Origin of the sequence: Paenibacillus borealis, assembly GCF_000758665.1 — a bacterium.
Lineage (GTDB): Bacteria > Bacillota > Bacilli > Paenibacillales > Paenibacillaceae > Paenibacillus_AQ > Paenibacillus_AQ borealis.
On record NZ_CP009285.1, the window covers coordinates 1235972 to 1260214 of the forward strand.

General features: G+C 52.2%; 20 protein-coding genes and 1 riboswitch. All 20 genes read left to right on the forward strand.

What is annotated here, in order from left to right; all coding sequences use genetic code 11:
- Positions 1 to 27: 27 nt before the first annotated feature.
- The 20 genes from PBOR_RS05210 (at position 28) to PBOR_RS37935 (ending at position 24201) form a co-directional block, all read left to right on the forward strand.
- A complete protein-coding gene (locus PBOR_RS05210; protein WP_042210775.1) occupies positions 28 to 882 on the forward strand; it encodes an AraC family transcriptional regulator in 855 nt (284 codons plus the stop codon).
- Between the two features lie 826 nt (positions 883 to 1708).
- A complete protein-coding gene (locus PBOR_RS05215; protein ID WP_245648046.1) occupies positions 1709 to 3154 on the forward strand; it encodes a sensor histidine kinase in 1446 nt (481 codons plus the stop codon).
- A gap of 23 nt (positions 3155 to 3177) precedes the next feature.
- Complete coding sequence (locus tag PBOR_RS05220) at positions 3178 to 3813, forward strand: response regulator (protein ID WP_042210777.1); 636 nt, start codon at positions 3178 to 3180, stop codon at positions 3811 to 3813.
- 363 nt (positions 3814 to 4176) lie between these two features.
- A complete protein-coding gene (locus PBOR_RS05225; RefSeq protein WP_042210778.1) occupies positions 4177 to 4917 on the forward strand; it encodes a YveK family protein in 741 nt (246 codons plus the stop codon).
- Complete coding sequence (locus PBOR_RS05230) at positions 4901 to 5542, forward strand: CpsD/CapB family tyrosine-protein kinase (protein WP_042210779.1); 642 nt, start codon at positions 4901 to 4903, stop codon at positions 5540 to 5542. Before PBOR_RS05225 ends, PBOR_RS05230 begins: the two co-directional genes overlap by 17 nt.
- 45 nt (positions 5543 to 5587) lie before the next feature.
- Positions 5588 to 6478 (forward strand): UTP--glucose-1-phosphate uridylyltransferase GalU, encoded by an 891-nt coding sequence (gene galU / locus PBOR_RS05235; RefSeq protein ID WP_042210780.1) that lies wholly within the window; start codon positions 5588 to 5590, stop codon positions 6476 to 6478.
- A 30-nt stretch (positions 6479 to 6508) separates the two neighbouring features.
- Entirely contained in the window at positions 6509 to 7201 is a 693-nt protein-coding gene (locus PBOR_RS05240) for a sugar transferase (RefSeq protein WP_042210781.1), read from the forward strand.
- Positions 7202 to 7226: 25 nt separating this feature from the next.
- Positions 7227 to 8162 carry a glycosyltransferase gene (locus PBOR_RS05245; protein WP_042218950.1) on the forward strand — a complete coding sequence of 312 codons (936 nt, stop codon included), beginning with the start codon at positions 7227 to 7229 and terminating at the stop codon, positions 8160 to 8162.
- Positions 8163 to 8176: 14 nt separating this feature from the next.
- A complete protein-coding gene (locus PBOR_RS05250) occupies positions 8177 to 9523 on the forward strand; it encodes an O-antigen ligase family protein (RefSeq protein ID WP_042210782.1) in 1347 nt (448 codons plus the stop codon).
- On the forward strand, positions 9520 to 10293 hold the full coding sequence (locus tag PBOR_RS05255) for a WecB/TagA/CpsF family glycosyltransferase (protein WP_039302998.1): 774 nt from the start codon (positions 9520 to 9522) through the stop codon (positions 10291 to 10293). The genes PBOR_RS05250 and PBOR_RS05255 overlap by 4 nt, the downstream gene beginning before the upstream one ends.
- A 31-nt stretch (positions 10294 to 10324) precedes the next feature.
- The gene (locus PBOR_RS05260) at positions 10325 to 11824 is read left to right on the forward strand and encodes an O-antigen ligase family protein (protein ID WP_042210783.1); all 1500 of its coding nucleotides are present in this window, start codon (positions 10325 to 10327) and stop codon (positions 11822 to 11824) included.
- Positions 11790 to 13169, forward strand: coding sequence for an oligosaccharide flippase family protein (locus PBOR_RS05265; RefSeq protein ID WP_042210784.1), 1380 nt, complete (start codon positions 11790 to 11792; stop codon positions 13167 to 13169). The genes PBOR_RS05260 and PBOR_RS05265 overlap by 35 nt, the downstream gene beginning before the upstream one ends.
- Positions 13170 to 13425: 256 nt before the next feature.
- The gene (locus PBOR_RS05270) at positions 13426 to 14280 is read left to right on the forward strand and encodes a glycosyltransferase family 2 protein (RefSeq protein ID WP_042210785.1); all 855 of its coding nucleotides are present in this window, start codon (positions 13426 to 13428) and stop codon (positions 14278 to 14280) included.
- Positions 14267 to 15457 carry a glycosyltransferase family 4 protein gene (locus PBOR_RS05275; protein ID WP_042210786.1) on the forward strand — a complete coding sequence of 397 codons (1191 nt, stop codon included), beginning with the start codon at positions 14267 to 14269 and terminating at the stop codon, positions 15455 to 15457. The genes PBOR_RS05270 and PBOR_RS05275 overlap by 14 nt, the downstream gene beginning before the upstream one ends.
- Positions 15454 to 16593, forward strand: coding sequence for a glycosyltransferase family 4 protein (locus PBOR_RS05280; RefSeq protein WP_042210787.1), 1140 nt, complete (start codon positions 15454 to 15456; stop codon positions 16591 to 16593). Before PBOR_RS05275 ends, PBOR_RS05280 begins: the two co-directional genes overlap by 4 nt.
- 102 nt (positions 16594 to 16695) lie before the next feature.
- Positions 16696 to 17796 carry a glycosyltransferase gene (locus PBOR_RS05285; protein WP_042210788.1) on the forward strand — a complete coding sequence of 367 codons (1101 nt, stop codon included), beginning with the start codon at positions 16696 to 16698 and terminating at the stop codon, positions 17794 to 17796.
- Between the two features lie 4 nt (positions 17797 to 17800).
- Positions 17801 to 19141: a UDP-glucose dehydrogenase family protein gene (locus tag PBOR_RS05290; protein WP_042210789.1), complete on the forward strand. Its 1341-nt coding sequence runs from the start codon at positions 17801 to 17803 to the stop codon at positions 19139 to 19141.
- A gap of 42 nt (positions 19142 to 19183) precedes the next feature.
- Positions 19184 to 19543 carry a hypothetical protein gene (locus PBOR_RS05295; protein ID WP_042210790.1) on the forward strand — a complete coding sequence of 120 codons (360 nt, stop codon included), beginning with the start codon at positions 19184 to 19186 and terminating at the stop codon, positions 19541 to 19543.
- A gap of 590 nt (positions 19544 to 20133) precedes the next feature.
- A complete protein-coding gene (locus PBOR_RS05300; protein WP_042210791.1) occupies positions 20134 to 21507 on the forward strand; it encodes a sugar phosphate nucleotidyltransferase in 1374 nt (457 codons plus the stop codon).
- Between the two features lie 137 nt (positions 21508 to 21644).
- Positions 21645 to 21725, forward strand: a riboswitch (cyclic di-GMP riboswitch).
- A 13-nt stretch (positions 21726 to 21738) separates the two neighbouring features.
- Entirely contained in the window at positions 21739 to 24201 is a 2463-nt protein-coding gene (locus PBOR_RS37935; RefSeq protein ID WP_245648048.1) for a PA14 domain-containing protein, read from the forward strand.
- Positions 24202 to 24243 lie beyond the last annotated feature (42 nt).

A 24243-nucleotide genomic window follows, 5' to 3' on the forward strand; every position in this document is an offset into this window, starting at 1 on the left:
TCCTAAACAGTTGGAGGAATGCAATCTATGCCCAAGCTCATGGATTATATGATCAGTCCCTATCCAATCCGGATTATCGATCCCAAGGTGGAATCTTCCAGGCTCAGACTGAAGTCAATACGCATAGGACAAGCGGGTCATCTTCCGGGAAGAACACTTTATCGTTCCGGTGTGGTGTTCGAGCACTGGGCACTCGTATACATAGTTTCGGGAGGCGGTTCTTATAGCGAGAACGGGGGCAAGGAGCAGCAGGTTCGTGAAGGGAGCCTGTTCTTTTTCCGTCCCGGCTGCAGCTACAGTTTCGGACCGCCTCCAGGAGGGTATTGGGATGAATACTATATTAATTTTGGCGGAAGCCGTGTAACGGAATGGATAGAGACAGGGATGATAGCCGGGGGGACTGTCTGTCAGGCGAATACGGTGCAGGGACTTACGTCCTTATTTGAAGAAGTTCTGGGACTCATGGATGGCGGAGCTCCCGGGGATGCGGACCGGGCAGCCCTGAAGCTCGAAGAGATGCTGCTGGAATGTTCACTGAATATCCAGGGCAATAACCGTATCCTGCAGGGGGATAACATGCCTCATATCCGTGACGCGCTGCGGGCGTGCATCTATGAAGAGCCGGAACTGCCTGGAATCGCCGCGGATCTGCACATCTCCATGTCTACACTCCGGCGAACTGTACGCAGAAGCAGCGGTTATCCCCTGCATGAATATATTCACCGTCTCAAAATGGCGGAAGCCAAACATCTCCTGCTCAACACTCCCCTGCAGGTTCAGGAAATTGCGGGGATGCTTCATTATAGGGATCCGTTCTATTTCTCAAGGCTGTTTAAGAGATGTATGGGCATTTCTCCGCAGAAATGCCGTAACAACGTATAAAAACCGACATTATTCTACTTTATTTCTGGATTAATGTCGTAATTTGCAGATTATTGTTGACATGCAGAAAAAGACAGTGATATGATTTAGATAATATTAGCAGTTTTTGAATAGTTCTTCTAGACTATGCCGGAGATGAAGCCATGAGAGAATATTACTGCATCAGTTGCCGCAGTCTCCATAAGGTGGACACAAGAAACCATACCTTACGTATTATGTCCACCGGGTATCATATCGTTGGCGAACAACGTTATCAGATTTGCATATGTAATAGGCCCAAGCAGCAAATAGCTTTGCCGGCGGTGACTGAATAGACTGCAGACGACAGAATTGATCATGACGGTAGTGAATATTATATAAGCAACAGCCTGTCCACGAGGGGGACAGGCTGTTTGTCTTGGGCAGAAAATTATAGTTCGTTCATGAATACGCTATTATTTGGAATTATGGATATAACTGAGTGCGTATTTGTAAAAAAAGGTTAATGACATGCTTTTTATTTTAAAAGTAAACGCTGTCATTAAAAAGCGAAACTTGTTATTGTGATTTTTCTCATGTATGATGCTTTTAAACATAGCTTAGAATAAGCTCGAATTTTCCACAAACTGGAGAATAGGGTGGTGGGATGAAAATTAAAGCAACAGCCGAAGACAGAATGATCGCTATTTACAGAACCTTTTCTTTGTCCCTCACATCGTTTATGTTCCTCATGGTTCCTGCGGGGCCTTCCGTAATATACAAATCCCTACTAATCATTGTGCTATTCTTATTTGCTCAAGCATTTACTTTCTATTACCGGAGGCTTCGTGCAAGACCGCGTGTTCTTATGACCGTAATCGGCATAGAGCTGGCGGGAATCATTGTATTGACGCTATGTACAGGCGGATACGACAGCCCGTTTAAGCTGTATGTGCTCAGTCCTGTCCTGATTGCTGCAGGATCGCTATCATTCTATTTTGCGTGGAGCCTGCTTCTCGGGTATTTCAGTATTGTCGCCGCGTTGTGTTATTTGCTCCCCGGATCTACGGGGAAATCTATTTCCGAAATCGTGCTTGCTAATGGCAACATGTTTCTAGCCCTGGCTCTTGCGGTTATAGTTATGCAAATGGTTAACGGGATAAAGCGGCAACGGGAGGAAGCAAACGCGCGGACCAACGATACCATGGAACATATCAAGTCGCTTTATCACATCGTGGAAACATCGAGCCAGCATGATTTCATGAATATCGGCCAAGTCATTACCGATTACGTTGTAAAGCTTACCAAGCTGGAGAAAGCCTTGTTCTGGTTCGCGAAGAAGAGCGGGGAGCCTGCTCCGGAGAGCCGCCAGACGGGCTGGCAGCATGAGGAAGAACGGTTTCTGTTCATGGAACTTGAGAAGCATGAGCATGAATGGAGGCTGCAGCGGGAACCGGTATTCAAGAGTCTGCCGGGTCTTGGGGATTTTCTGCTGATGCCGGTAAGGATGAGCACACGTTTCGTCGGGATGATCGGGGTGAGGCTGGAATCCTCGGAAGGGCTGGAAGGCCGCAGATGGTACATCCAGCAGCTGATGTTCCTGTCGGAGCTTAGTGCGATTATTCTTGAGCGCCATGAGCTGGGCGTGATCGAGAACCGGCTGATCATCACGAATGAGCAGAACCGGATAGCCGATGAAATGCATGACAGTGTATCGCAGAGTCTTTTTGGCATCGTCTATGCCACGCATTCTCTGAAGCAGTCCTGGCGCAAAATGTCCGAAGGTGAGCTCGAGGAGCAAATTGAGCTTATCCATGATTCAGCCACCAAGGTTGCCAAGGAACTCAGGATTACCATCTACAGCCTCAGCTCCAAGAAGAGCGGCGGCCCCAGCTGGCTTGGCATGGTCCGTTCACATCTTAAGAGCCTGTCGAGGCTCAACGATGTGGAAATTGAACTGAAAATAACGGGGGATGATTTCAGTCTCCCTTATCCTTACCACAAGGCGCTCTTCCGGATTATCTCCGAAGCGACAGGCAATGCCATACGTCATGGTGCGGCCAGCCGGGTGGATGTTGAATTGTCCCTGAAGCCCAAATGGATCAGACTATCGATTATCGACGATGGCGTCGGATTCGATACGGACTTGATCTGGACCGAGTCCGAGGATAACACCGGCGGACTGGGAATGAAGAATATGCAATATTTGGCACAGTCCCTTGGCGGTGACTTCCAGTTGTCCAGCAGTGAGAATGCAGGTACCAGAATTTTGATCTCAATCCCTGTCGGTGTGGCTGAACTAAAAAATGCATAAACTTTAGGCAGGAGGTCGTTCAAGTGAAAATCGTCATTGTTGATGATCACCCTTTGGTGAGAAGAGGATTGGCTGCTGTGATTTCAATGCAGTCCAATCTGGAGTTTGCCGGTGAGGCTACGAATGGCCAGGAAGCTCTTCTCGTTATAGAAGAGATACAGCCTGATCTTGTGCTGATTGACCTGAAGCTTGCCGATGAATCCGGTCTGGACATTATCAAAGCAGCGCGTATACGCGGAATTGTCAGCAAGTTCATTCTGCTTACGTCCTCCGCCAGCCGGGAAGATTTCCTGAAGGCGGAAGAAGTGCTGGTAGACGGTTACGTGCTGAAGGAAGCTTTGCCGGAGGAATTGCTGTTTGCGATTCAGCTGGTGCACAAAGGCAGAAAGTATTACGATCCCGGCCTGATGGAAGACAAGATGCGGATGAGCGGCAACAGTCCAACGGATGAATTGACACCGAAAGAGAAGGAAGTGTTGATTGAGCTTGGACAGGGCGCCTGCAACCGGGAGATCGCTTCCCGCTTGTTCATCAGTGAATTCACAGTCAAGAAGCATGTCAGCCAGATTCTGGCGAAGCTTCAGGTAGCGGACCGGACGCAGGCGGCATTATATGCCAATGCGGTGGGGCTTACCAAATACGAGATGTCATACGACTAAAGTTAGCGGATAACGGATGATTAATGAACACGGACAATGATGTCCGTGTTTTTTTGTGCCCTTTGTGGTCCCTACCTTACCATGAGCAACTGAACATTTTCTGAACGGTTTCTTTATATTTCAAGCATGAAGTGACACGTGAAGTAGCCAAAGTGATCAGATTATGTTAGTTATTACCAGCTATATACTACTAAAGTATACCATCCGTACCCTCTTGAGGACCAAACGGACTCACACGAAAGTGAAGTGTAAAGTGATGCTATGAGGCATGTGACAAATGTTGCGCGTTGATAGAATAAAAGCAAGAGTTCTGAAATTTTCATGATTGCTTTCAAAATGAACACAAGCGGAAGGAGGGTTACTGTGGAAAAGACGATTCTGGATTACATTAACCTGATTAAAAAAAGATTATGGTTAATCACGGTGTTTGTGCTCATCTCCTGCGCCACCACCTTCTATGTCAGCAAAAACTTCGTCGTACCCGTCTACTCCGCCTCTGGACAGCTACTGGTCAACAACGTCGTAAATGTCCCCGAGAGCAACAATCTCAACGCACTGAACTTCAGTCTTAACCTCATCGAGAGCTATAAGGAAATCATGAAGTCACCAACGATTATGAAGAGTGTGATCGCGGAGCATCCCGAATTCGGTCTGACGGAAAGCCAGCTGGCTGCCAAGCTTCAGATCAAATCCTCGGAGAAAAGCCAAGTGATTAATCTGAGTGTGCAGGATGAGGATTACGGCACCGCTGCTACGATCGTAAACGCGGTCTCACAGACATTCATCCGCAGCCTGCCGGCACTGATGAATCTGGACAATGTAACGTTCCTGACCCCGGCGGACCCTGCAAATCAGCCTGGACCGGTCAACAGCGGTTCAACCATGAACATTATCATCAGCTTTGTAGTCTCGCTGATGGCAGCAATCGGAATTATCCTGCTGATGGAAACGCTGAACGGTACGTTAAGATCTGAGAAGGAAGCAGAATTCGATCTCGGCCTTCCGGTCATTGCCAGCATTCCTGCTATCCGTAAACGTGATTTGGGCAAAGCGGCAAATGCCAAGGCAAGAGTAGGGGAGGGCGCTTATGTTACGGCTGAATAGAAGTTTGATTACGGACATGAACCCGTCCTCGCATATCTCTGAATCCTTCCGTTCGCTGCGTACTTACATCCGCCAGCTCGGTCTGCTGAAGGGCGAGGGTGGACAGGTGCTTCTCTTCACTTCTGCGGAAGGCGGGGAGGGCAAGACAACGATTCTCTCCAATCTCGCTGTCTCCTTTGTCCAGGACGGCAAGAAGGTAGCCGTTGTAGACTGCAATCTCAGGAAGCCCGGACTGCACAGCGTGTTCGATGTAGAAGGAAGCCAAGGGCTGGCCGCTTATCTGGCCGGTTACGAGGAAGCCAAGGATATTGCCGTATATGGCAGCCTGGCTAATCTGGCGGTTATTCCTGCCGGAATTACCAGCGTCAGTCCGCCGGATCTGCTCGGCAGCGACAAGCTGGCAGCCCTGCTGGAAGAACTGAAGGCAAGCTTTGATCTGATTCTGCTGGATTCTCCGCAAGCGGTAGAGTACAGTGATGCCCGTATTCTGGCTCCTCTCTCAGACGGGGTAATCATCGTGGCTAGACACGGACGGACGAAGCGTGAATCACTCCGCAAGCTGAAGGCTCTCATGGAGCAGACAGGTGTAAGAATTCTCGGAATTGCGATGAACCAGACCAGATAATGTACTGAAGCGGCAAGTGAATGAAACTTTTGGGAGGTATGTGTGATGAAAAAGGTCAAAAAGGTAATAATCCCGGCAGCCGGGTTAGGCACACGTTTCCTTCCGGCAACCAAAGCGATGCCTAAGGAAATGCTGCCCATTATCAACAAGCCAACGATTCAATACATCGTGGAGGAAGCTATTGCTTCCGGGATCGAAGACATCATCATCGTTACCGGTAAAGGCAAGCGGGCGATTGAAGATCATTTCGATAATGCCTTTGAACTCGAATCCAGACTGCTGGAAGACGGTAAGCTGGAGCTGCTCAAAGAAGTACAGCGTTCCTCAAAAGTGGAAATTCACTATATCCGGCAAAAGGAACCTAAGGGTCTGGGCCATGCCGTATGGTGTGCCAGACGGTTTATCGGTGATGAGCCCTTCGGCGTCATGCTCGGTGATGATATTGTAACCGGACAGGTCCCCTGCCTGAAGCAGCTGATTGACCAGTATGAAGAAACGCAGAACTCGGTAATCGGTGTTCAGGTTATCCCTGATGAATTCACCAACCGCTACGGGATTATCGAACCGGATCTGCAGGACGGACGGCTCTACCGGGTCAACAATTTCGTGGAGAAGCCGGCGCTGGGAACAGCTCCTTCCAATCTGGCGATCATGGGCCGGTACGTGTTCACACCGAAGATCTTCAAGTATCTGGACCTTCAGGAAAAAGGCGCGGGCGGCGAAATTCAGCTCACGGATGCCATCCAGAAGCTGAACCAGAGCGAGCGGGTATATGCTTATAACTTTGATGGTACGCGATATGATGTCGGTGAACGCCTCGGTTATATTTTGACCACACTGGAATTTGCTCTCCAGAGCGAAGATTTACGTTATCAGGTTATGGATGCAATGGCGGAATGGCTGAAACAGGCCGGACAAACCACACTGAGCAGCTGAACCTACAATATCTAGGAGGAATGAGGAGAGATGAGCATGCAAAAACTGCCGGAAGACTATGAGGCCGTCCTGCCGAAACTTTACATGCTGCATGCCAATGAAGGAAGTAAGGAAATGGATTCCTATCTGGTATTGAAGCGGATTATCGACATTTTTTTCTCCGCTCTTGGCCTTCTCGTACTGCTGCCGCTGTTCGCGGTAGTGGCTGTCCTGATCAAGCTGGAAGATCCTAAAGGCAAGGTGTTCTTCCGCCAGAACCGGGTCGGCAAAGATGAAAAGCTGTTCCCCATGTACAAATTCAGATCCATGGTCTCCAATGCCGAGGAGCTGAAGGCCAATCTGATGGCTTACAACGAGGTCAGCGGCGCAATGTTCAAGATCAAGAATGATCCCCGCATCACGCGGACGGGAAGATTCCTGCGTAAGACAAGTATTGATGAACTGCCTCAGCTCTGGAACGTGCTTCTGGGCCATATGAGTCTGGTAGGCCCCCGTCCCCCGCTCGTTGAAGAGGTGGCGCAGTATACGGAGTATGACAAACAACGGCTGATGGTTACACCGGGCTGCACCGGGTACTGGCAGGTTAATGCCAGAAACAGCGTTGGCTTTGACGAAATGGTCCAGCTGGACCTGACCTATATCCACATGCGGAGTACTATGCTGGATCTTAAGATCATTGTCAAAACCGGCCTGATGCTGCTTGGCTCCAAAAATGCTTATTAAAACTATGGGAATTGGGTGAATGCCGATGCTTGTACACGGAGATGTACCTAAGATTTCCATTATCATCTGCACCTATAACCGGTCGGCTCTGCTGGTCAAGACTCTTCATTCGCTGCTTCCGCTGGAGAATCTGGACCAGGCCGAAATCATCGTTGTGGATAACAGTTCCAAGGATGATACGGCAGCCGCCATCCGGAGGTTTATTGATACCTATGGTGCTGATATGGATATCCGTTATCTTCTGGAGCCGGTGCAAGGACTGTCGGCGGCCCGGAATACGGGGATTCTGGCTTCCAAATCGCCGCTCATCGCCTTCCTGGATGATGATGCGATACCTTGCCGGACCTGGATTAGTACGATCGTCAGTACGTTTGAGCAGAAGCCGGAAGTGATGGCGATGGGCGGTAAAATTGCTCCGATCTTCGAGAGCAAACGGCCGGAATGGCTGATTAAGCCATTCGAGCTTCCATATACCATAGTTGATCTGGGCAACCGGATCAGGGAATATCCGAAGCGTCTGCACCCCTGCGGAGCCAATATGGCGATGCGCAAGATCGTGTTCGACATCAGCCTGTTTCCGCTGGAGCTGGGGAGAAAAGGTGATTCGCTGCTCTCCGGTGAAGAGACCTGGCTGTTCGGCCAAATCCAGCAGGAGGGGCATTCCATTCTCTATCATCCGGAGATGGCGGTGGATCATTTCGTACCGGCTAACCGTCTGACTGAAGACTGGATCATGAAACGGTATTACAGCCAAGGCATCTCCAATGCGATGAAAAGCGAAGGGATGAAGGGTAACCTGCTGCTGCTGGGCAAAACAGGGGCCAAGGTGATATACATTCTGGCAGATTCCATTCTCTCCCGCAGTCAGGGAAGAAGGCTGCTGAACAAATGCCGGCTGGAGAGTATTCGCGGAACTCTCCATATGATTTGGAACCGGAAGAGGGAATCCGCAGCGGGGTGAGGGGAGTGCGTGACATGACTAATTTTGAATGGGGCTCCAAAATAAACGCTTTGCCATACGGAATGCTCTATCTCATGTCCGCATTATTCCTGGGGGCAGCGGTCATCTACCAGCCGGTCATAGCCGTAGCTGCTGTACTCCTGATTATGCTGCTGTTCGTCTCCATCTCCCGTCCGGAACTGATCAGCTACTTCGTTCTGCTGACCACTGCAGTCTCGATTAACTTCCTGTTCAGCGGCAGTATGTTCGGTGTTGAGATTCTCTCACTCTACAAACTGGTTATCCTGATGCTGCTGGTGCCGTGCATTCTGGTCAACGGCCTGAAGTTCCGGCTCAGCCAGCCCCTGTGGGCGATGCTGGTGCTGGTCTTCATTACCTTCACCTTCTCCATCTGGCTGCCGGAGATGAGCTCATCGATTGCAGTCAAAGCTTTTATCGGATTATCGCTGCCCTTCGTATTCCTGCTTATCAATTGGAAGAAGGAGGTGGCTGAGAAGCAAATCCGCATCATCACCCTGCTGCCGCTGGTCAGTGTATTAGCCGGAGTGGTGCTGCAGGCGGCTCATCTGCATTCCTTACTCGACATCGAATTCACCGGCGCAGTACGGATTCAGGGGGCGAATATTCCGGCGCATCTGGCTATGCTGGCTTTCATGGGAGTCGCGATCGCGTTCATTGAAATTAAGCGAAGCCCGCAGCATATCCGCTTTTACTACACAATGCTGGGTCTGAATTTCCTGATTCTCATTGGAACCGGGACACGGGGGCCGATCCTGGCACTGGTCCTGATGGTGCTCTATTATTTCTACGACATCTCCCGGCAGTATTTAAAAGGCAAAACGAAATTCCTGATCCCGCTGCTGTGTTCGCTGCTGGTAATCACCTCGGCAGTCTACCTGCAGCTCGATAACATCAAGAAACGTTCCTTCGAACGTACGACGGAAACGGGGGTCGACCTGTCAGGGCGTGCGGAAGCCTGGGAGTACTTCCTGAACAAAGCGGAGGATTCCCCCTATGCGGGACGGGGTCTTGGAGCGGTGACGGTGGCGAATGACGGATCGCTCTACAAAGGGTTCGTTGTTCCGCACAATGAGTATATCCGCTTCTACTTCGATGGAGGGTATTTCGGCGCAATCCTGCTGCTGCTTTCCTTGTTGGCTGTGTTCCTTCTGGTGTACAGGGCTTTGGCACCGCCGGTCAAACCTTATTATCTGCTCTTTATAGCAGCGTTTCTGATCTACTCTTTCACAGATAACACGCTGTCGACGGTCCAATTCATCATTCCGTTCTGTTGGTACCTGAACTGCCTGTATCGATCTTCACAGCTGGCCGATTCCCCACAAAAAGAAGTGATACGATGAACCAAGTGAATATGTTCGATGTCAATTTCGATAACTATGATTTCATGGACCTGCTCGATTACATTGACAAAACGATTCAGGAAAGGAACCAGTCCTACATCCTGACATGCAATGTCGATCATGTGATCAAGCTCCGTAAGGACAAAGAGTTCCAGGAAGTCTATTCCGAAGCCGGAGCTGTTGTGGCAGACGGAATGCCGCTCATCTGGGCTTCCAAAATGCTCGGTAAGCCGCTGAAGCAAAAGGTATCGGGAGCGGACCTGTTCAGCAGGCTGGGCAATGCTTTTGAACAAAGGAAATACCGGCTGTTCTTCCTGGGCTCAGCGGAAGGCGTGCCGGAGCAGGCGACGAAGAACCTGAAAGCAGCTTATCCGGGTATCAATGTTGTCGGCTGCTATTCTCCTTCCTACGGCTTTGAGCACAACGAAGAAGAGAACCAGCGGATTATCCAAATGCTGACCGAGAGTCAGCCGGATATTGTGTTCGTAGGCGTGGGAGCGCCGAAGCAGGAGAAATGGATATACCGTCACTATACCTCTTATCAGGCGCCGATCTCGATCGGTGTGGGCGCAACCTTCGACTTCCTGTCAGGCTCGGTCAAACGGGCTCCGGATTTCATGCAGAGAACCGGGATGGAATGGCTGTGGAGGCTCAGTCAGGAGCCGGGCCGTCTATGGAAAAGATACCTGGTCGATGATGCCCAGTTCCTGGTGCTGCTCCTCAAGGAGCTGCGCAAGCGGGATAAAGTGAAGAACAGCAAATCGCAATAAACGAGAAGCGGCGGAGACGGGAGGCGGGGGAATGAAGATGCTAAGCAGGGATGAGAACAGTCTGAGTCTCCCCTCTAGATCAGCTGTGAAGTCAGCGGCAGTGATGACCATGATCTGCGGCGCAGCAGTGATTCTGCCGCTGCTGATCGGCTTCGCCAGTGCGAAGCTCAGCTCATCGAACAGTCTGCAGGGAGTGATACTGGCAGGAATCCTCTTCCCGGCCTTCCTGCTGGCGCTGCTGAATACACGGCTGCTAATTCCTTACACGCTGCTGATCTGGGCGGTTGCTCCGGAGCTGCGGCGGATCGCAGACTGGTATGAAGGGGTGTATCACTCCGTATCACTGCTGAGTCTGGCTCCTCTGCTCACCGGAGCTACCTTAGCCATTCCGGTGCTGAAGGAGATTCACAAGATCCGCAAATCCTCTACCCGGATCCTTCTGCTGTTCTCCATTGCGCTGGCCTACGGCGCGATGATTGGCCTCGCGAAGAACGGCATTGGCTCGGTATACGATCTGGCGAATTATATCGTACCGCTGCTGCTGATTCCGTTCTTCGCGGTAACCCAGTACAAACCGAAGGATATCGACCGGCTGCTGTACGCTTTTGCCAATATCGCCGTGCTGGTTGCAGCATATGGAATTGTACAGTATCTGACGGTTCCCCCGTGGGACGCCTTCTGGATGCGGAACGCGGATATGATGTCCATCGGCACACCGTATCCCCTGGAGATCCGGGTGTTCTCCACTCTGAATTCTCCGGGCCCGGCGGCAACCTTCCTGGTCTTCGCACTGGTCCCGATGATTCTGGAGAAAAGATGGCAGGGGACACTGCGCTGGATCGGTGTTCTGCTCGTAGTAGTCTGCCTGCTGACTACGCTGGTGCGTTCCGCATGGCTGGTCCTGCTGGTGATGCTGCTGGTGTACATTGCCTCCTCTCCATCCAAAGGCAAATGGAAAACCCTGCTGCAGCTTGTATTCGTGGCAGCCGCGCTGTTCACGATTGTTCCCAAGCTGCCGGGGGCAGAGGGGCTGGTCGCCCGGATGGAGACCCTCACCTCGGTGCAGGAGGATCATTCCTACAATGAACGTCTCAGCCTATGGACGAACATGCTGCCGATGGTGGCAGGCAATCCGGTCGGGCAGGGAATCGGCAGTGTAGGACAGGGGACGAAGATTGGCAACGGCGGGGAGCTTGGTGAATACGGGAACATGGATAACGGTGTGATCGCACTGCTGCTCACCTTCGGAGTACTCGGCGCATTGTTCTTTTTCGGAGCCCTGGGGGCTGTCATTAAAGAGATTGCCGTCAGAGTAACCAGCAAGGATCATCTTCAGCCTTACGCCCGCCTGTCGCTGGCGGCATGGATGGGGGCTGTGGTAAGTCTGGTATCGGATAACGGATTTCCGGGTCTCAAGGGTTATCTGATCTGGATGCTGATCGGACTTGGGCTCAGTGCCAAAGAGATTACTCAGAGCAGAAAGAAGGGTATACCACATGCAGCAGTTGAACGCGAAATCACTTCCCGCTAGTACAGTCTGGTCCTCCCTCCGGCGCTTCACGAAGAGTAAGGACAACAGCTCGGCTGCCGTCAAAACGATGTTCGTCAGCGTACTGATTCTGCTGGTCAATATGCTGACCGGTGTGCTGACCGCCCGGTATCTAGGCCCGACAGGGCGGGGGGAACAGACCGCTATGGTGAACTGGTCACAATTCCTGGCGTTCAGCATGAGCTTCGGCATCCCCTCGGCGCTGATCTACAACGCCAAGAAGAACCCGGATGAAGCCGGGGTGCTGTACAGGGTGGCGCTGCTGATCGGACTTGTGTTCGGGACCATGGCCATGATCATCGGGATTATTGTTCTCCCGTATTGGCTAAAGTCCTTCAGCCATGATGTTGTGGTCTTCGCCCAGTGGTCGATGATCCTGTGTCCGCTGATTGTGGTCTCGCAGGTCAACAATGCGGCGTTCCAGTTCAGAGGCGATTACAAAACCTTCAACTGGCTGCGTTATCTGATTCCCCTGCTGACCCTGGCCGCGATTGGGATACTCATCCTGACCGGACACATGAATCCTTATACAACAGCGCTGGCCTATCTGGTCCCGTCGGTTCCGCTGTTCATCGGAATGACGGTCTCGCTGCTCCGCACCTACAAAGTAAAGCTGCGGGATGCCTATCTTAACTTCAAAAGATTGTTTACTTACGGTATGGGCTCCTACGGTAATGATCTGCTTGGACAGTTCTCTTATTACATAGACCAGATCATTATTGCCGGGCTGCTCCGGCCGGCCGATCTGGGGCTCTATGCGGTTGCGGTAAGCTTGTCGCGAATGGTCAACTTCTTCTCCAATTCGATAACGGTGGTCCTGTTCCCCAAAGCCTCCGAGATGTCAAAGGATGAAGCGGTAGCCCTTACCTTCAAGGCTTTCCGGATCAGTACTACCTGTACTCTGCTAGGCGCAGTGTTCCTGATGCTGGTTGCCCCGTTTGTCATCCCGCTGCTCTACGGCAAGGATTTCAACACGGCGCTTACCGTGTTCCGCCTGCTGCTGCTGGAAGTGACCATCAGCGGAGGGACCCTGATTCTGGCCCAGGTGTTCATGGCGCTGGGCAAGCCGAAGTTCGTATCCATTCTTCAGGGAGTCGGCCTCATCCTCGTGATTCCGCTGCTCTTCCTGCTGGTGCCGAAGTTCGGATTGTTCGGAGCCGGAGTGGCGATGCTCTCATCGGCAGTGCTGCGGTTCCTGTTCATTATTCTTAATATCAGATACAACCTGAAGGTTAAGCTTCCGCGGCTGCTTATTAACAGCCAGGATCTTCAGTGGCTGAAGACGACGATGAATTCGTATATTCGCAAGAAACCTATGGATGTGTAGCAGGTAAGTAATTGATTCAGCGAGCCGAGAATATGAGGCGAGCAGCTTATCTGCTAAAAAACCAAGGGACGGTGCTTGGAGGAGCGCAGAGAAAATTTGGAGCTGCAGGAGCGTCAGCGTCCGCCTTTGTCTTCTGATTTCAACCGCAAACAGCGGTCCAATCAATGAAATCAGAAGACAACAGCGGCCGGAAGCCCAAACTTTTCTCGCAGCGACGACACACACCGGACCTACCAAGGCAAAGGAGGATACCTTCATGGATTCAATGACAAGCGTGCTTGGCGGCCGGGGGAGTTACCCGATATCGGCGGTCATCATTGCTCAGGATGACGAAGTTCGAATCTCCGCAGCAATTCAGTCCTGCCGGTTGTTCGCCGACGAGGTGGTTGTAATCGACGGAGGGAGCAAAGACGGGACGGTACAGCTGTCCGAAAGCCTGGGATGCCGGGTGTACGTTAACCCATGGCCCGGATACGCGAAGCAAAGGGAATTCGGAGTGGAACGCGCCGTCCATGATTGGGTCTTCCTGATTGATACCGACGAAGTGGTCAGTGAAGAGCTGGCGCAGGATATTCTGGAGCGCAAGCCGGGACTTACGGATGCAACCGTAGCGTTCTCGCTATACCGGATTGGTGATTTTCTCGGCAAATGGCTGGATAAGGGGGAGTACCTCGTGCGGCTGTATAACCGCAAGGAGTATGGGATCCGCAACAGCCTGGTGCATGAGATGCCCGAGGTATCCGAGGAACGGACGGTGAAGCTGAACGGAACGCTGTGGCATCAAGGCTTCCGCAGCATCAACGACCACGTGGCCCGGTTCAACAAATACACGGATCTGGAAGCGCAAAGCGCCTTTGCCAGCGGCAAGCCGTTCAAGCTGAGCCACCTGCTGCTGCGGCCGCCGGCACGCTTCCTCCAGAAGTATTTCGTGCACGGCTTATTCAAAAAAGGCATTTCAGGCTTCGCGGTATCGATATTCTGGGTGATGTATGAATTCATGGTCGGCTTCAAGCATTACGAATTGCACAGCTCCGGCAAGCTGACCCGGCATAATGCCATGGGCCAGGCCGAGAAGGAGAACAAAGGGGAGAGAAGCTATGTCGTACAATGACGGATTGAACATTATGACGACCGGCCTCAGCTGGCCCTCGTTACAGCCCGGAGGACTTAACACTTATTTCAAATCCGTATGTGAGCAGCTCTCCTCAAGGAACCTGGTGCATGCCCTGATCTGTAGTCAGGAGACACCCGCTACCCCGAAGGAACTGATCATCCACAACGCCGGCGATCCCAAGGAGACGATCTGGAAACGCAAGGATGCCTTCCAGCGCAAGGCGGCGGACCTGATGGGAGACGGCAGCGGGCGGATTGATATCCTCTATACCCACTTCGCACCTTACGGCATCGGGCCGGCGATTGAAGCGAAGAAGCGGGGCATTCCGGTGGTGATGACCTTCCACGGCCCCTGGAATGAAGAGATGAAGATCGAAGGTCAAGGCATTAAGCACAAGGTCAAAACAACGATTGCCAAATCGATTGAACATAAGGCTTACAAGCTGGCGGACAAATTCATCGTCCTCAGCGAATACTTCCGCAATATGCTGCATGATCTGCATGGGGTGCCGCTGCACAAGATCATCGTCATTCCGGGTGCTGCCAATGTGGAACGCTTCGTGCCTTCCACCAACCGGCTGGCGATCCGGCGGACGCTGAATTTGCCGGAAGGTGCAACTACCGTGCTGACCGTCCGGCGGCTGATGAACCGGATGGGGCTGCTGCAGCTGCTCGAAGCCTGGAAGCAGGTGGCCGAGCGGTTCCCGAACGCGATTCTGCTGATCGGGGGCAAAGGCCCGCTGCGCGGAGAGCTCGAAGAGAAAATAGCCGATTATGGACTGGGCAACAAAGTCCGGCTCCTGGGCTATATTCCCGATCATGAGCTGGCCTCCTATTATCAGGCGGCGGACATGTTCGTAGTTCCTTCGCAGGCACTGGAAGGCTTCGGCCTGATCACCGTGGAGGCGCTGGCCTCCGGACTTCCGGTGATGGCGACTCCGGTCGGCGGCAACAAGGAGATTCTGCAGGGCTTCCGGCCGGAGCTGTTGTTCAAGAGTGCAGCCAGCGACGATATGGCGGAAGGCATGATTCATATGCTAAGCAACCGCAAGCTGCTGCCGGGCCGTGACGAATGCCGGAATCATGTGCTGGAGAAGTATACCTGGCAGCATGTAGGCGACAAGATAGAGTCCGTATTCCTCGAAACTTTGGGAAAGGGTGTGAGCGTAGGATGATCAAAGTCGCTTATATTGATCACACCGCCAAATGGAGCGGCGGAGAGGTTGCCTTGTTCAACATTCTCACCAATATCGGTGAACAGATTAGCCCGCTGGTGATTCTGGCGGAAGAAGGCACTTTGGCGGAACGCCTGCGGGAGAAGGGCATCGATGTCCGCATTATCCCGCTGGATGAGAGCATCCGCAGCCGCGGACGCAACGCTGTGAATCTCGGGGCCCCGGCTGCTGCAATGAAGCTGCTGGCCTACGGCCGCAAGCTCGCCCCGCTGCTCAAAGAGGAGAAGGTCGATTGCGTGCATACCAATTCGCTGAAATCGGCATTTTACGGAGCGGTGGCTGCCAAAAAAGCCGGAGTGCCCCTGATCTGGCATATCCGGGACCATATCGGAGCCCCGTACCTGAAGCCGGTTGTCGCCAAGGCGATCCGGCTGCTGTCACGCCTGCTGCCGAACGGCGTCATCGCCAATTCCCATTCCACGCTGAATGCACTGGAGCTGCCGCGGTCGAAGAAGACGCTGGTCGTCTACTCCGCTTTTGCCAAAGCCATCGGTGAAGGAATCGGCAAGCGGGACCAGAAGGACTTCAACGTCCTGCTGGTGGGACGCCTGGCTCACTGGAAAGGCCAGCATATTGTACTGGAAGCTGCCAAGGCCTTCAAGAATGACCGCCGGGTGAAATTCTGGCTTGCCGGGGACGCGCTGTTCGGGGAAGAGGAGTACAAACAGGAATTAATTCAGCAGATGCAGCAAGGCAACATTACCAATGTCAGCCTGCTGGGTCATGTAGATGACATACAAGGACTTATGAACAAAGCCGATTTGCTGATTCACACGTCGATCACCCCCGAGCCGTTTGGCCAGGTCATCGTCGAAGGTATGGCGGCCGGACTGCCGGTGATTGCCTCCAATGAAGGCGGACCGGTGGAGATTGTAGTTCCTGGCGTAACAGGACTGCTGATCCAGCCGGGAGATGCTACTGTACTTGCAGACTCCATCACCTGGATGCTGAACCATCCCGAAGAGCGTAGACGGATGGCGGATAATGGAATGAAACGGGTGAAAGAGCATTTTGTCATCGAGAACACGGTCAAGGATATCGTCGCTTACTACAAAGGTTTGCTGGCGGTTACCTGACCCTCTGCCTTGAACAATGCTTAAGACTTGCTTCACCATCCGTTCCTACCATGCGTTCACTGCTTGATGATGCTGCTCCATAAAACTTTGAGGATGATTCACATGAAAATTGCGATAGCGCACGATTACTTAATCCAAATGGGCGGAGCGGAAAGAGTGGTGGAGGTTTTTCATCACATGTATCCGGATGCTCCGATCTTCACAACGGTTTTTAACGGAAGCCGCCTGACCGATAACCTCAAAGATGCGGATATCCGGGCCTCCTGGCTGCAGAAAATCCCGGGTGTGAAGAAGAATTTCAAAGGGGTGCTGCCGCTCTATCCGATGGCCGTCCGCGATTTGGACTTCAGCGGGTATGATATCGTCCTTAGCTCCAGCAGTGCTTTTATGAAAAGCATCCAGGTTCCCGAGTCTACATTTCATCTGTGTTACTGCCATACCCCCATGCGGTTCGCCTGGGATTATGACACCTACATGGAGCGCCAGTCGAATTCCGGTATATTCAAAAGACTGCTCAAGGTATACATGCAGCGCCTGAAGAACTGGGACCAGCGTACCTCCAAAAATGTAAATCAGTTCGTAGCCAACTCCTCCGTCGTGAAGACGCGGATTCAGAATTATTATCACCGGGATTCCGATGTGATCTTCCCGCCGATTAATACAGCGCGCTTCACCAGCTCTCCTACCATTGGAGATTACTATCTGATCGTATCCCGGCTGGTTTCCTACAAGCGGATCGATCTGGCAGTGGAGGCGTTCAACCGTAACGGGGTGAAGCTGTATATCGTGGGAGACGGGCCGGACCGCAAACGTCTGGAAGGCATGGCCAAGGATAATGTATCCTTCCTGGGCCGGCTGGAGGATGAGGAAGTGACAGGGCTGATGTCGCAGTGCCGGGCGCTTGTTTTTCCCGGAGAAGAGGATTTCGGCATTACGCCGCTGGAGGCGAATGCAGCTGGAAGACCGGTCATCGCCTATCAGGCCGGAGGAGCGCTGGACACGATTATTCCTTACGTCAACGGCGTGTTCTTCCAGCACCAGGAAGTTGATGATCTGCTCCAGGCCATTGATGAGGCTGAGTCCTATGCGTGGGATATCGAGCAGATTATGGGCCATGCACGCAAATTCGATGAGCAGGCGTTTATGGTCCAGTTCAAGCAGTATGTGGAACAGGCCTACGTCAATTTCCTAAAAGGAGGATGATTGTATGAAACTCGCAGTAATCGGTACCGGCTATGTAGGTCTTGTCTCAGGTGTATGCTTCACCCTTAACGGTAATCATGTCATCTGTGTCGATAAGGATGAGGCGAAGATTGAGAAGCTGAACCGGATGGAATCACCCATCTATGAGCCGGGCATTGAGGCGCTGATTGAAATGAATCTCCGCGAGGGCAGGCTGAGCTTCTCGGCCGATCTTAAGGATTCGGTCCGCCGCTCCGACATCGTCATTCTTGCAGTAGGTACTCCCTCACTGCCGGGCGGTGAAGCAGATTTAAGGTATATCGAAGGGGCAGCCATTGAGATAGCCCAGGCGATGGAAGGCTACAAGATCATCATGACCAAGTCGACCGTTCCGGTAGGCACCAATGAGAAAATCCGCAATATTATTGCGATGCATACGAATCATCCCTTCGATATTGTCTCCGCCCCTGAGTTCCTCCGTGAAGGCTCCGCGATCCGCGACACACTTCACCCCGACCGGATCGTAATCGGACTCGACAATCCTCAGCTTGAGCCGACGATGCGCCAGCTGCATCAGGGCTTCACGGATAATGTATTCGTCACGGATATCCGCAGCGCCGAGATGATCAAATATGCTTCAAATGCGTTCCTGGCCACGAAGATATCGTTCATTAACGAGATTGCTAACATTTGCGAAAAAGTGGGAGCTGATGTAACCGAAGTGGCAGAAGGCATGGGGATGGACCGGAGAATCGGATCTACCTTCCTGCAGGCCGGCATCGGTTATGGAGGCTCCTGTTTCCCGAAAGACACCAATGCGCTGATCCAGATCGCCGGCAACGTGGACTACGAGTTCAAACTGCTGAAATCGGTTGTTGAGGTCAACAAAGGCCAGCGCTTCATGATTATCTCCAAGCTGCATGAGTCGCTGGGCAGCCTGCGCGGTGCGGTCATCGGCATCTGGGGCTTAGCCTTTAAGCCGAACACCGATGATGTGCGCGAAGCCCCAGCCCGTGAGATTGTTGAAGCGCTGGTTGCCGAAGGCGCAACCGTGAAGCTCTATGATCCGATTGCCGCTGAGAACTTCAGAGCGCAATACGATCATCCGCAGCTCCGCTGGTGCGGGCTGGCGGAAGAAGCTGCCGAAGGCAGCGATGCGGTATGCCTCCTCACCGACTGGAGCCAGTTCAAGGATATCGATCTGCATCTGCTGGCGAAGAGCATGCGCCGCCAAGTGTTGATCGACGGCCGCAACGTCTATACCAAAGAGCAGATCGAGGGCACCGGCCTGGAGTATCATTCCGTCGGCCGCCCGCAGATGGGCGGCCTTAGCGGATTCTCCGCCAGCGTTGCCGGCGCGATTTAATCCCTTGGTCTATCAGGGTTCCTGCAGCCTCCTGCTGAAAGTGTGCTGCATGGGAAAATTAGAGGGAAAAATCCCTCTGTTTTCGCCGAAAGTCGGCTACATGAGGGGATTAAAGGAAAAAATCCCTCTGATTCCGCTGAAAGTGCGCTGCATGGTGAAATGAGGGGCATTAGCGCTCTTGATTTCGCCGGATTTGATCTAAACGAGGAAATGAGGGGCAAAAGTGCTCTTGATTTCGCTGAATGCAGGCTAAAGGAGGAAATGAGGAGCAAAAGTGCTCTTGATTTCGCTGAATGCAGGCTAAAGGAGGAAATGAGGAGCAAAAGTGCTCTTGATTTCACCAGATGCGGGCTAAACGAGGAAATGAGGAGCAAAGGTGCACTTGATTTCACCGCCGCGTAAGTGAGCGTCAAAAACTTGGAACAAGAATCTTGTGTTCCTTCACCCGCTGCTATAGCCAACGGGAATAACTTGGAACAAGAGTTTTGGGGTATCCCGCCGCTTGATTGAGCGGCGACGCCTTGGAACAAGCGTGAGCTGGCCTTGCCGCCGCTAAAGCAGGCGGCAGCAATTAATTCAATTGCCGCAACAACAAGCGGCAATAGCCGGATCTTTAGCCGGGAGCTTCGCCCAGGAGGCGGTGAGCGAAGGATGAGAATTCACTGCTTGGGCGAATAGCCCAGCAGCTGGAATTCTCATAGGAAGCCTGTTATGTAATGGAACGGAGAGGGATTTTGGAACTGTAGGAGCGATAGCGTCCGCCTGAAAGCTTTCCGTAGGAAAGCTAGCTTCGGAAGCATATGCTGTCTCCGGATTTCTACCGCGAAGAGCGGTCTAATCAGGAAATCCGGAGATGGGCAGCGGCCGAAAGTCCAAACATTCCTTGCAGTGACTCTCATAACAGCCAGCGCATTAAGCTTTTCCGCAATCTGCAGCTCCCAATAACAATCCGATATTTTCGCGACAACACATAAACTTAGGAGGGTTCACTTATGAAACTAGTACTTCTATCAGGCGGTTCTGGTAAACGGCTCTGGCCTTTGTCCAATGATTCACGTTCGAAGCAATTTCTGAAAGTACTGGAAAGCCCGGCAGGTGAACCGGAATCCATGGTACAGCGGGTATGGAGACAGCTGCAGGAGACAGGGATGGCAGAATCTTCATATCTGGCTACCGGCCGCAGCCAGGTAGAGATGATTCAGAGTCAACTGGGCGGCGAGGTGCCGATTATCGTTGAGCCGGAGCGGCGCGATACCTTTCCCGCCATTGCACTGACAGCAGCTTACCTGTATTCGGTCGCTGGTGTGTCACCAAGCGAGACCGTAGCCATCCTGCCTGTCGATCCTTATGTGGAGTCATCCTTCTTCGATACCGTACTGCAGCTGGAGAGCACGATGCTGGAGAGCGGCGCCAATCTGGCGCTGATGGGCGTAGTGCCTGAGCATGCTTCCGAGAAATACGGCTATATCATTCCCACCAGCGCCGAAGCTGGAGCGAGCGGTTATTTGCAGGTCAGCCACTTCCAGGAGAAGCCGGACCGCAAGCAGGCCGAGGAGCTGATCAGCCGGAACGCACTCTGGAACTGCGGCGTGTTCGCTTTCCGTCTGGGGTATCTGCTGGATATTCTGCAGCGCAAAGGGCTGCCGCTGAATTATGAGGAACTGCAGAAGCAGTACAAACTGCTGGCTTCCATCAGCTTCGACTACGAAGTGGTGGAGAAGGAAGAGAATATCGTGGTTCAGCCGTACGCCGGATTCTGGAAGGACCTGGGTACCTGGAACACTCTGACCGAGGAAATGACCAGCAATCATGTCGGTAAAGGCTTCGTGACTGCAGATTCCGAAGGTACTTGCCTGATCAACGAACTGGACATTCCGATCACCGTGATCGGAGCGAAGGATCTGATTATCGCCGCCAGCCCGGACGGAATTCTGGTTACGCATAAGGCAGAGAGCCCGCGCATTAAGGAAGTGCTGAAGTCTTTTGAACAAAGACCGATGTACGAAGAACGCCGCTGGGGCCACTACAAGGTTATTGACTACGTGAAATATGCGGAAGGCAATGAGGTGCTGACGAAGCGTATCTTCATCTCCGAAGGCAAGAACATCAGCTATCAGCTGCATCACAAACGCAGTGAAATCTGGACTATTGTCAGCGGTGAAGCCAGCATTGTGCTGAATGAGAAAATGCATAATGTGAAGGCAGGGGATGTCGTACGGATACCGGAAGGCACCAAGCATGCGATCCTGGCGTTGACAGATATGGAATTTATCGAAGTGCAGACCGGCTCTGAGCTGGTGGAGGAAGATAACATCCGAATCACCTTGGATTGGGAAGATATCGCCTTACAGCAATTCATTTCTTAGGTCTAAACTATCTATTTAACCAATTGTTACAAATCCAAAACAGGTATTAAGAACCATTTATTAAGAAATTTTTATTTTTGCTCTAAACTATAACTAAATAGCGACGATACTTACGGTAAGAGGGATTGATCCTTCCAAAACGACAAAGGCAAACCTAATCGAAAGATAGGGACGCAAAGCTATAGGGCCTTCGAAAGAGTGGCAGCCTGGCTACCGAAAGGAAGATGGATTTTGAAAACTTACCGTAAGTCTCGTTTGCTGTGCACCGTGCTGTCTCTGGCCCTTTTGTTGACTGCAGTCCCTCTGGGACTCGGCGGCATGCCTTCAACCGTAGAAGCGGCATCTAGTTCCAAAGCACCCGTTAATCCGGAGGCTTCAACCGAAGCTGTCAGATTGCTGAACGATCTGTATTCCATCACAGGAAAAGGCATTATCACAGGACAACATGACTATCTGGAAAGTCCGGACGAATTCAGCAACAAGCTGAAGGGAACCAGCGGACAATATGCTGCTCTTCACGGCTATGAGCTGGGTGTAATCAGCGGCCAATCGGAGAGCACAGCAGCGGCGCAGCGCAGAAATGTTGTGAACAGCGCAATCAACTGGTATAAGGGCGGCGGCATTGTAGCCATGACTTTTCATGAGAATCTGCCCGGCACCGCATACCTCTGGTCCAATGTTCAGAAACCGCTGAGCCAGGCGGAATTCAATAAATATATCACTCCCGGTACAACACAGTACACTGCATTAATTGCAGATCTGGACAAAGTGGCAGTTTCACTTAAAAGTCTGCGGGATGCTGGTGTTCCCGTACTCTGGAGACCTTACCATGAAATGAACGGTGACTGGTTCTGGTGGGGGAAGAAAAATAACTTTGCTCAGCTTTGGAATATTATGTATGACCGTTTCGTGAACGTTCATAAATTAAACAACCTGCTGTGGGTATGGAATCCTAATGCACCGAATGCCTGGTCCGATCCTTATGAGCTGACCTATCCGGGAGCCGACAAGGTGGATGTACTGGCAGCAGATATATATGAGAATGATTATATGAATAAATACCACGACAGCCTGCTCAGCCTTGCGAATGGCAAACCGATTGCCATTGGCGAGAATGGACAAATGCCGAGTACGGCAAAGTTGCAGCTCTCCCAGAAAAATTGGGTATATATGATGAGCTGGGGAAAAATGCTGTACGAAACCAACACAGATGCTACCATCAAAAGCTTCATGAGCGACAGCTACACTTTGACCCGCGATGATTATAAAGCAGGCGCATTTGCGGCTGCAACACCGACACCAACGCCGAAACCAACGGCAACGCCGACGCCGGTACCAACGGCAACGCCAACGCCGGTACCAACGGCAACGCCAACACCGGTACCAACGGCAACGTCAACGCCGGTACCAACGGCAACGCCGACACCGGTACCAACAGCAACGCCAACGCCGGTACCAACAGCAACGCCAACGCCGGTACCAATAGCTACGCCGATTCCGGTACCTGACTCCAATGACTCTGTGTCGGCCCCCTTACAGAATGGTCTTCAAGGGGAGTACTACAAGAACATGACGCTGTCAGGGACTCCGGTTCTGGTCCGGAATGATGCGCTGCTGAATTTTAACTGGCGGCAGGCAGCACCGGATGCCACGCTTGGCGTGGATAACTTCTCCATCCGCTGGACCGGACAGATCAAACCGTCTTTCAGTGAAACCTATCAAATTATCACTACTTCTGATGATGGTATCCGTGTCTATATTAACGGCACTGCTGTAATTGACAGCTGGACCAAACAGAGCGGTACCGAGCGTACAGGAAGCATAACCCTGCAAGCAGGTCAGCTGTATGATATCAAAGTTGAGTATTACGAGAATGCCGGCGATGCCAATATCCGTCTGATGTGGCAGAGCCCAAGCCAGGCCAAAGCAACTGTTCCTACAAGCGCGTTATTCGTGAACACGGCTGCTTCGTCAGCCAGCAAGGCAGCTTTGGCTGCTCCGGCTGTGACTGCAACACCAGCACCAACAGCAACGCCATTACCAGTATCAACACCAACAGCAACACCGGTGCCAACAGCAACACCGGTGCCAACAGCACCGACACCGGCACCAACGCCGGTGCCAACACCGGCGCCAACACCGACACCAACGCCAGTGCCAACAGCAACACCAACGCCGGTGCCAACAGCAACTCCAACTGCTGCACCGACAGCAGCTCCAGCGCCGGCTGCCGCACCGGAGAATCTTACGGCTCCGGCGGCGAACGGGCTGGTTGGGGAATATTTCAATAATATGACGTTGTCCGGTGCTCCGGCAGTGGTACGTACCGATGCCGTGCTTGACTTCAACTGGCGTCAGGGCACGCCGGATGCCGCAATCGGCATTGACTTCTTCTCTGTCCGCTGGAGCGGTAAGATCAAGCCGTTATACACTGAGACTTATCAGATTTATACAACTTCAGATGACGGCATCCGCGTACGCATTAATGGTGAGCTTGTAATTGACAGCTGGATGAAGCAGAGCGGGACCGAACGTACAGGAAGCATAAGCCTGGAAGCAGGTCAGCTATATGATATTCAAGTCGAATATTACGAGAATCAGGGAGATGCCAGAGCGCGCCTGATGTGGGAGAGCCCAAGCCAGGTCAAGGCAACAGTTCCCTCGAGCGCATTGTTTCTTCCTTCCGCTTCCTAAGGTCATACCCCCGCAGCTGCATTCATTATTGGCGCTGATACT

Excerpts from the sequence above, each read along its gene's own strand:
- PBOR_RS05275 (WP_042210786.1), top strand. The coding sequence starts at position 14,267 with ATGTCGTACAATGACGGATTGAACATTATGACGACCGGCCTCAGCTGG.
- PBOR_RS05230 (WP_042210779.1), top strand. The coding sequence starts at position 4,901 with ATGTTACGGCTGAATAGAAGTTTGATTACGGACATGAACCCGTCCTCG.
- PBOR_RS05255 (WP_039302998.1), top strand. The coding sequence starts at position 9,520 with ATGAACCAAGTGAATATGTTCGATGTCAATTTCGATAACTATGATTTC.
- PBOR_RS05210 (WP_042210775.1), top strand. The coding sequence starts at position 28 with ATGCCCAAGCTCATGGATTATATGATCAGTCCCTATCCAATCCGGATT.
- galU (WP_042210780.1), top strand. The coding sequence starts at position 5,588 with ATGAAAAAGGTCAAAAAGGTAATAATCCCGGCAGCCGGGTTAGGCACA.
- PBOR_RS05270 (WP_042210785.1), top strand. The coding sequence starts at position 13,426 with ATGGATTCAATGACAAGCGTGCTTGGCGGCCGGGGGAGTTACCCGATA.
- PBOR_RS05250 (WP_042210782.1), top strand. The coding sequence starts at position 8,177 with ATGACTAATTTTGAATGGGGCTCCAAAATAAACGCTTTGCCATACGGA.
- PBOR_RS05300 (WP_042210791.1), top strand. The coding sequence starts at position 20,134 with ATGAAACTAGTACTTCTATCAGGCGGTTCTGGTAAACGGCTCTGGCCT.
- PBOR_RS05245 (WP_042218950.1), top strand. The coding sequence starts at position 7,227 with ATGCTTGTACACGGAGATGTACCTAAGATTTCCATTATCATCTGCACC.
- PBOR_RS05265 (WP_042210784.1), top strand. The coding sequence starts at position 11,790 with ATGCAGCAGTTGAACGCGAAATCACTTCCCGCTAGTACAGTCTGGTCC.
- PBOR_RS05240 (WP_042210781.1), top strand. The coding sequence starts at position 6,509 with ATGAGCATGCAAAAACTGCCGGAAGACTATGAGGCCGTCCTGCCGAAA.
- PBOR_RS05290 (WP_042210789.1), top strand. The coding sequence starts at position 17,801 with ATGAAACTCGCAGTAATCGGTACCGGCTATGTAGGTCTTGTCTCAGGT.
- PBOR_RS05285 (WP_042210788.1), top strand. The coding sequence starts at position 16,696 with ATGAAAATTGCGATAGCGCACGATTACTTAATCCAAATGGGCGGAGCG.
- PBOR_RS05260 (WP_042210783.1), top strand. The coding sequence starts at position 10,325 with ATGAAGATGCTAAGCAGGGATGAGAACAGTCTGAGTCTCCCCTCTAGA.
- PBOR_RS05280 (WP_042210787.1), top strand. The coding sequence starts at position 15,454 with ATGATCAAAGTCGCTTATATTGATCACACCGCCAAATGGAGCGGCGGA.
- PBOR_RS05215 (WP_245648046.1), top strand. The coding sequence starts at position 1,709 with ATGACCGTAATCGGCATAGAGCTGGCGGGAATCATTGTATTGACGCTA.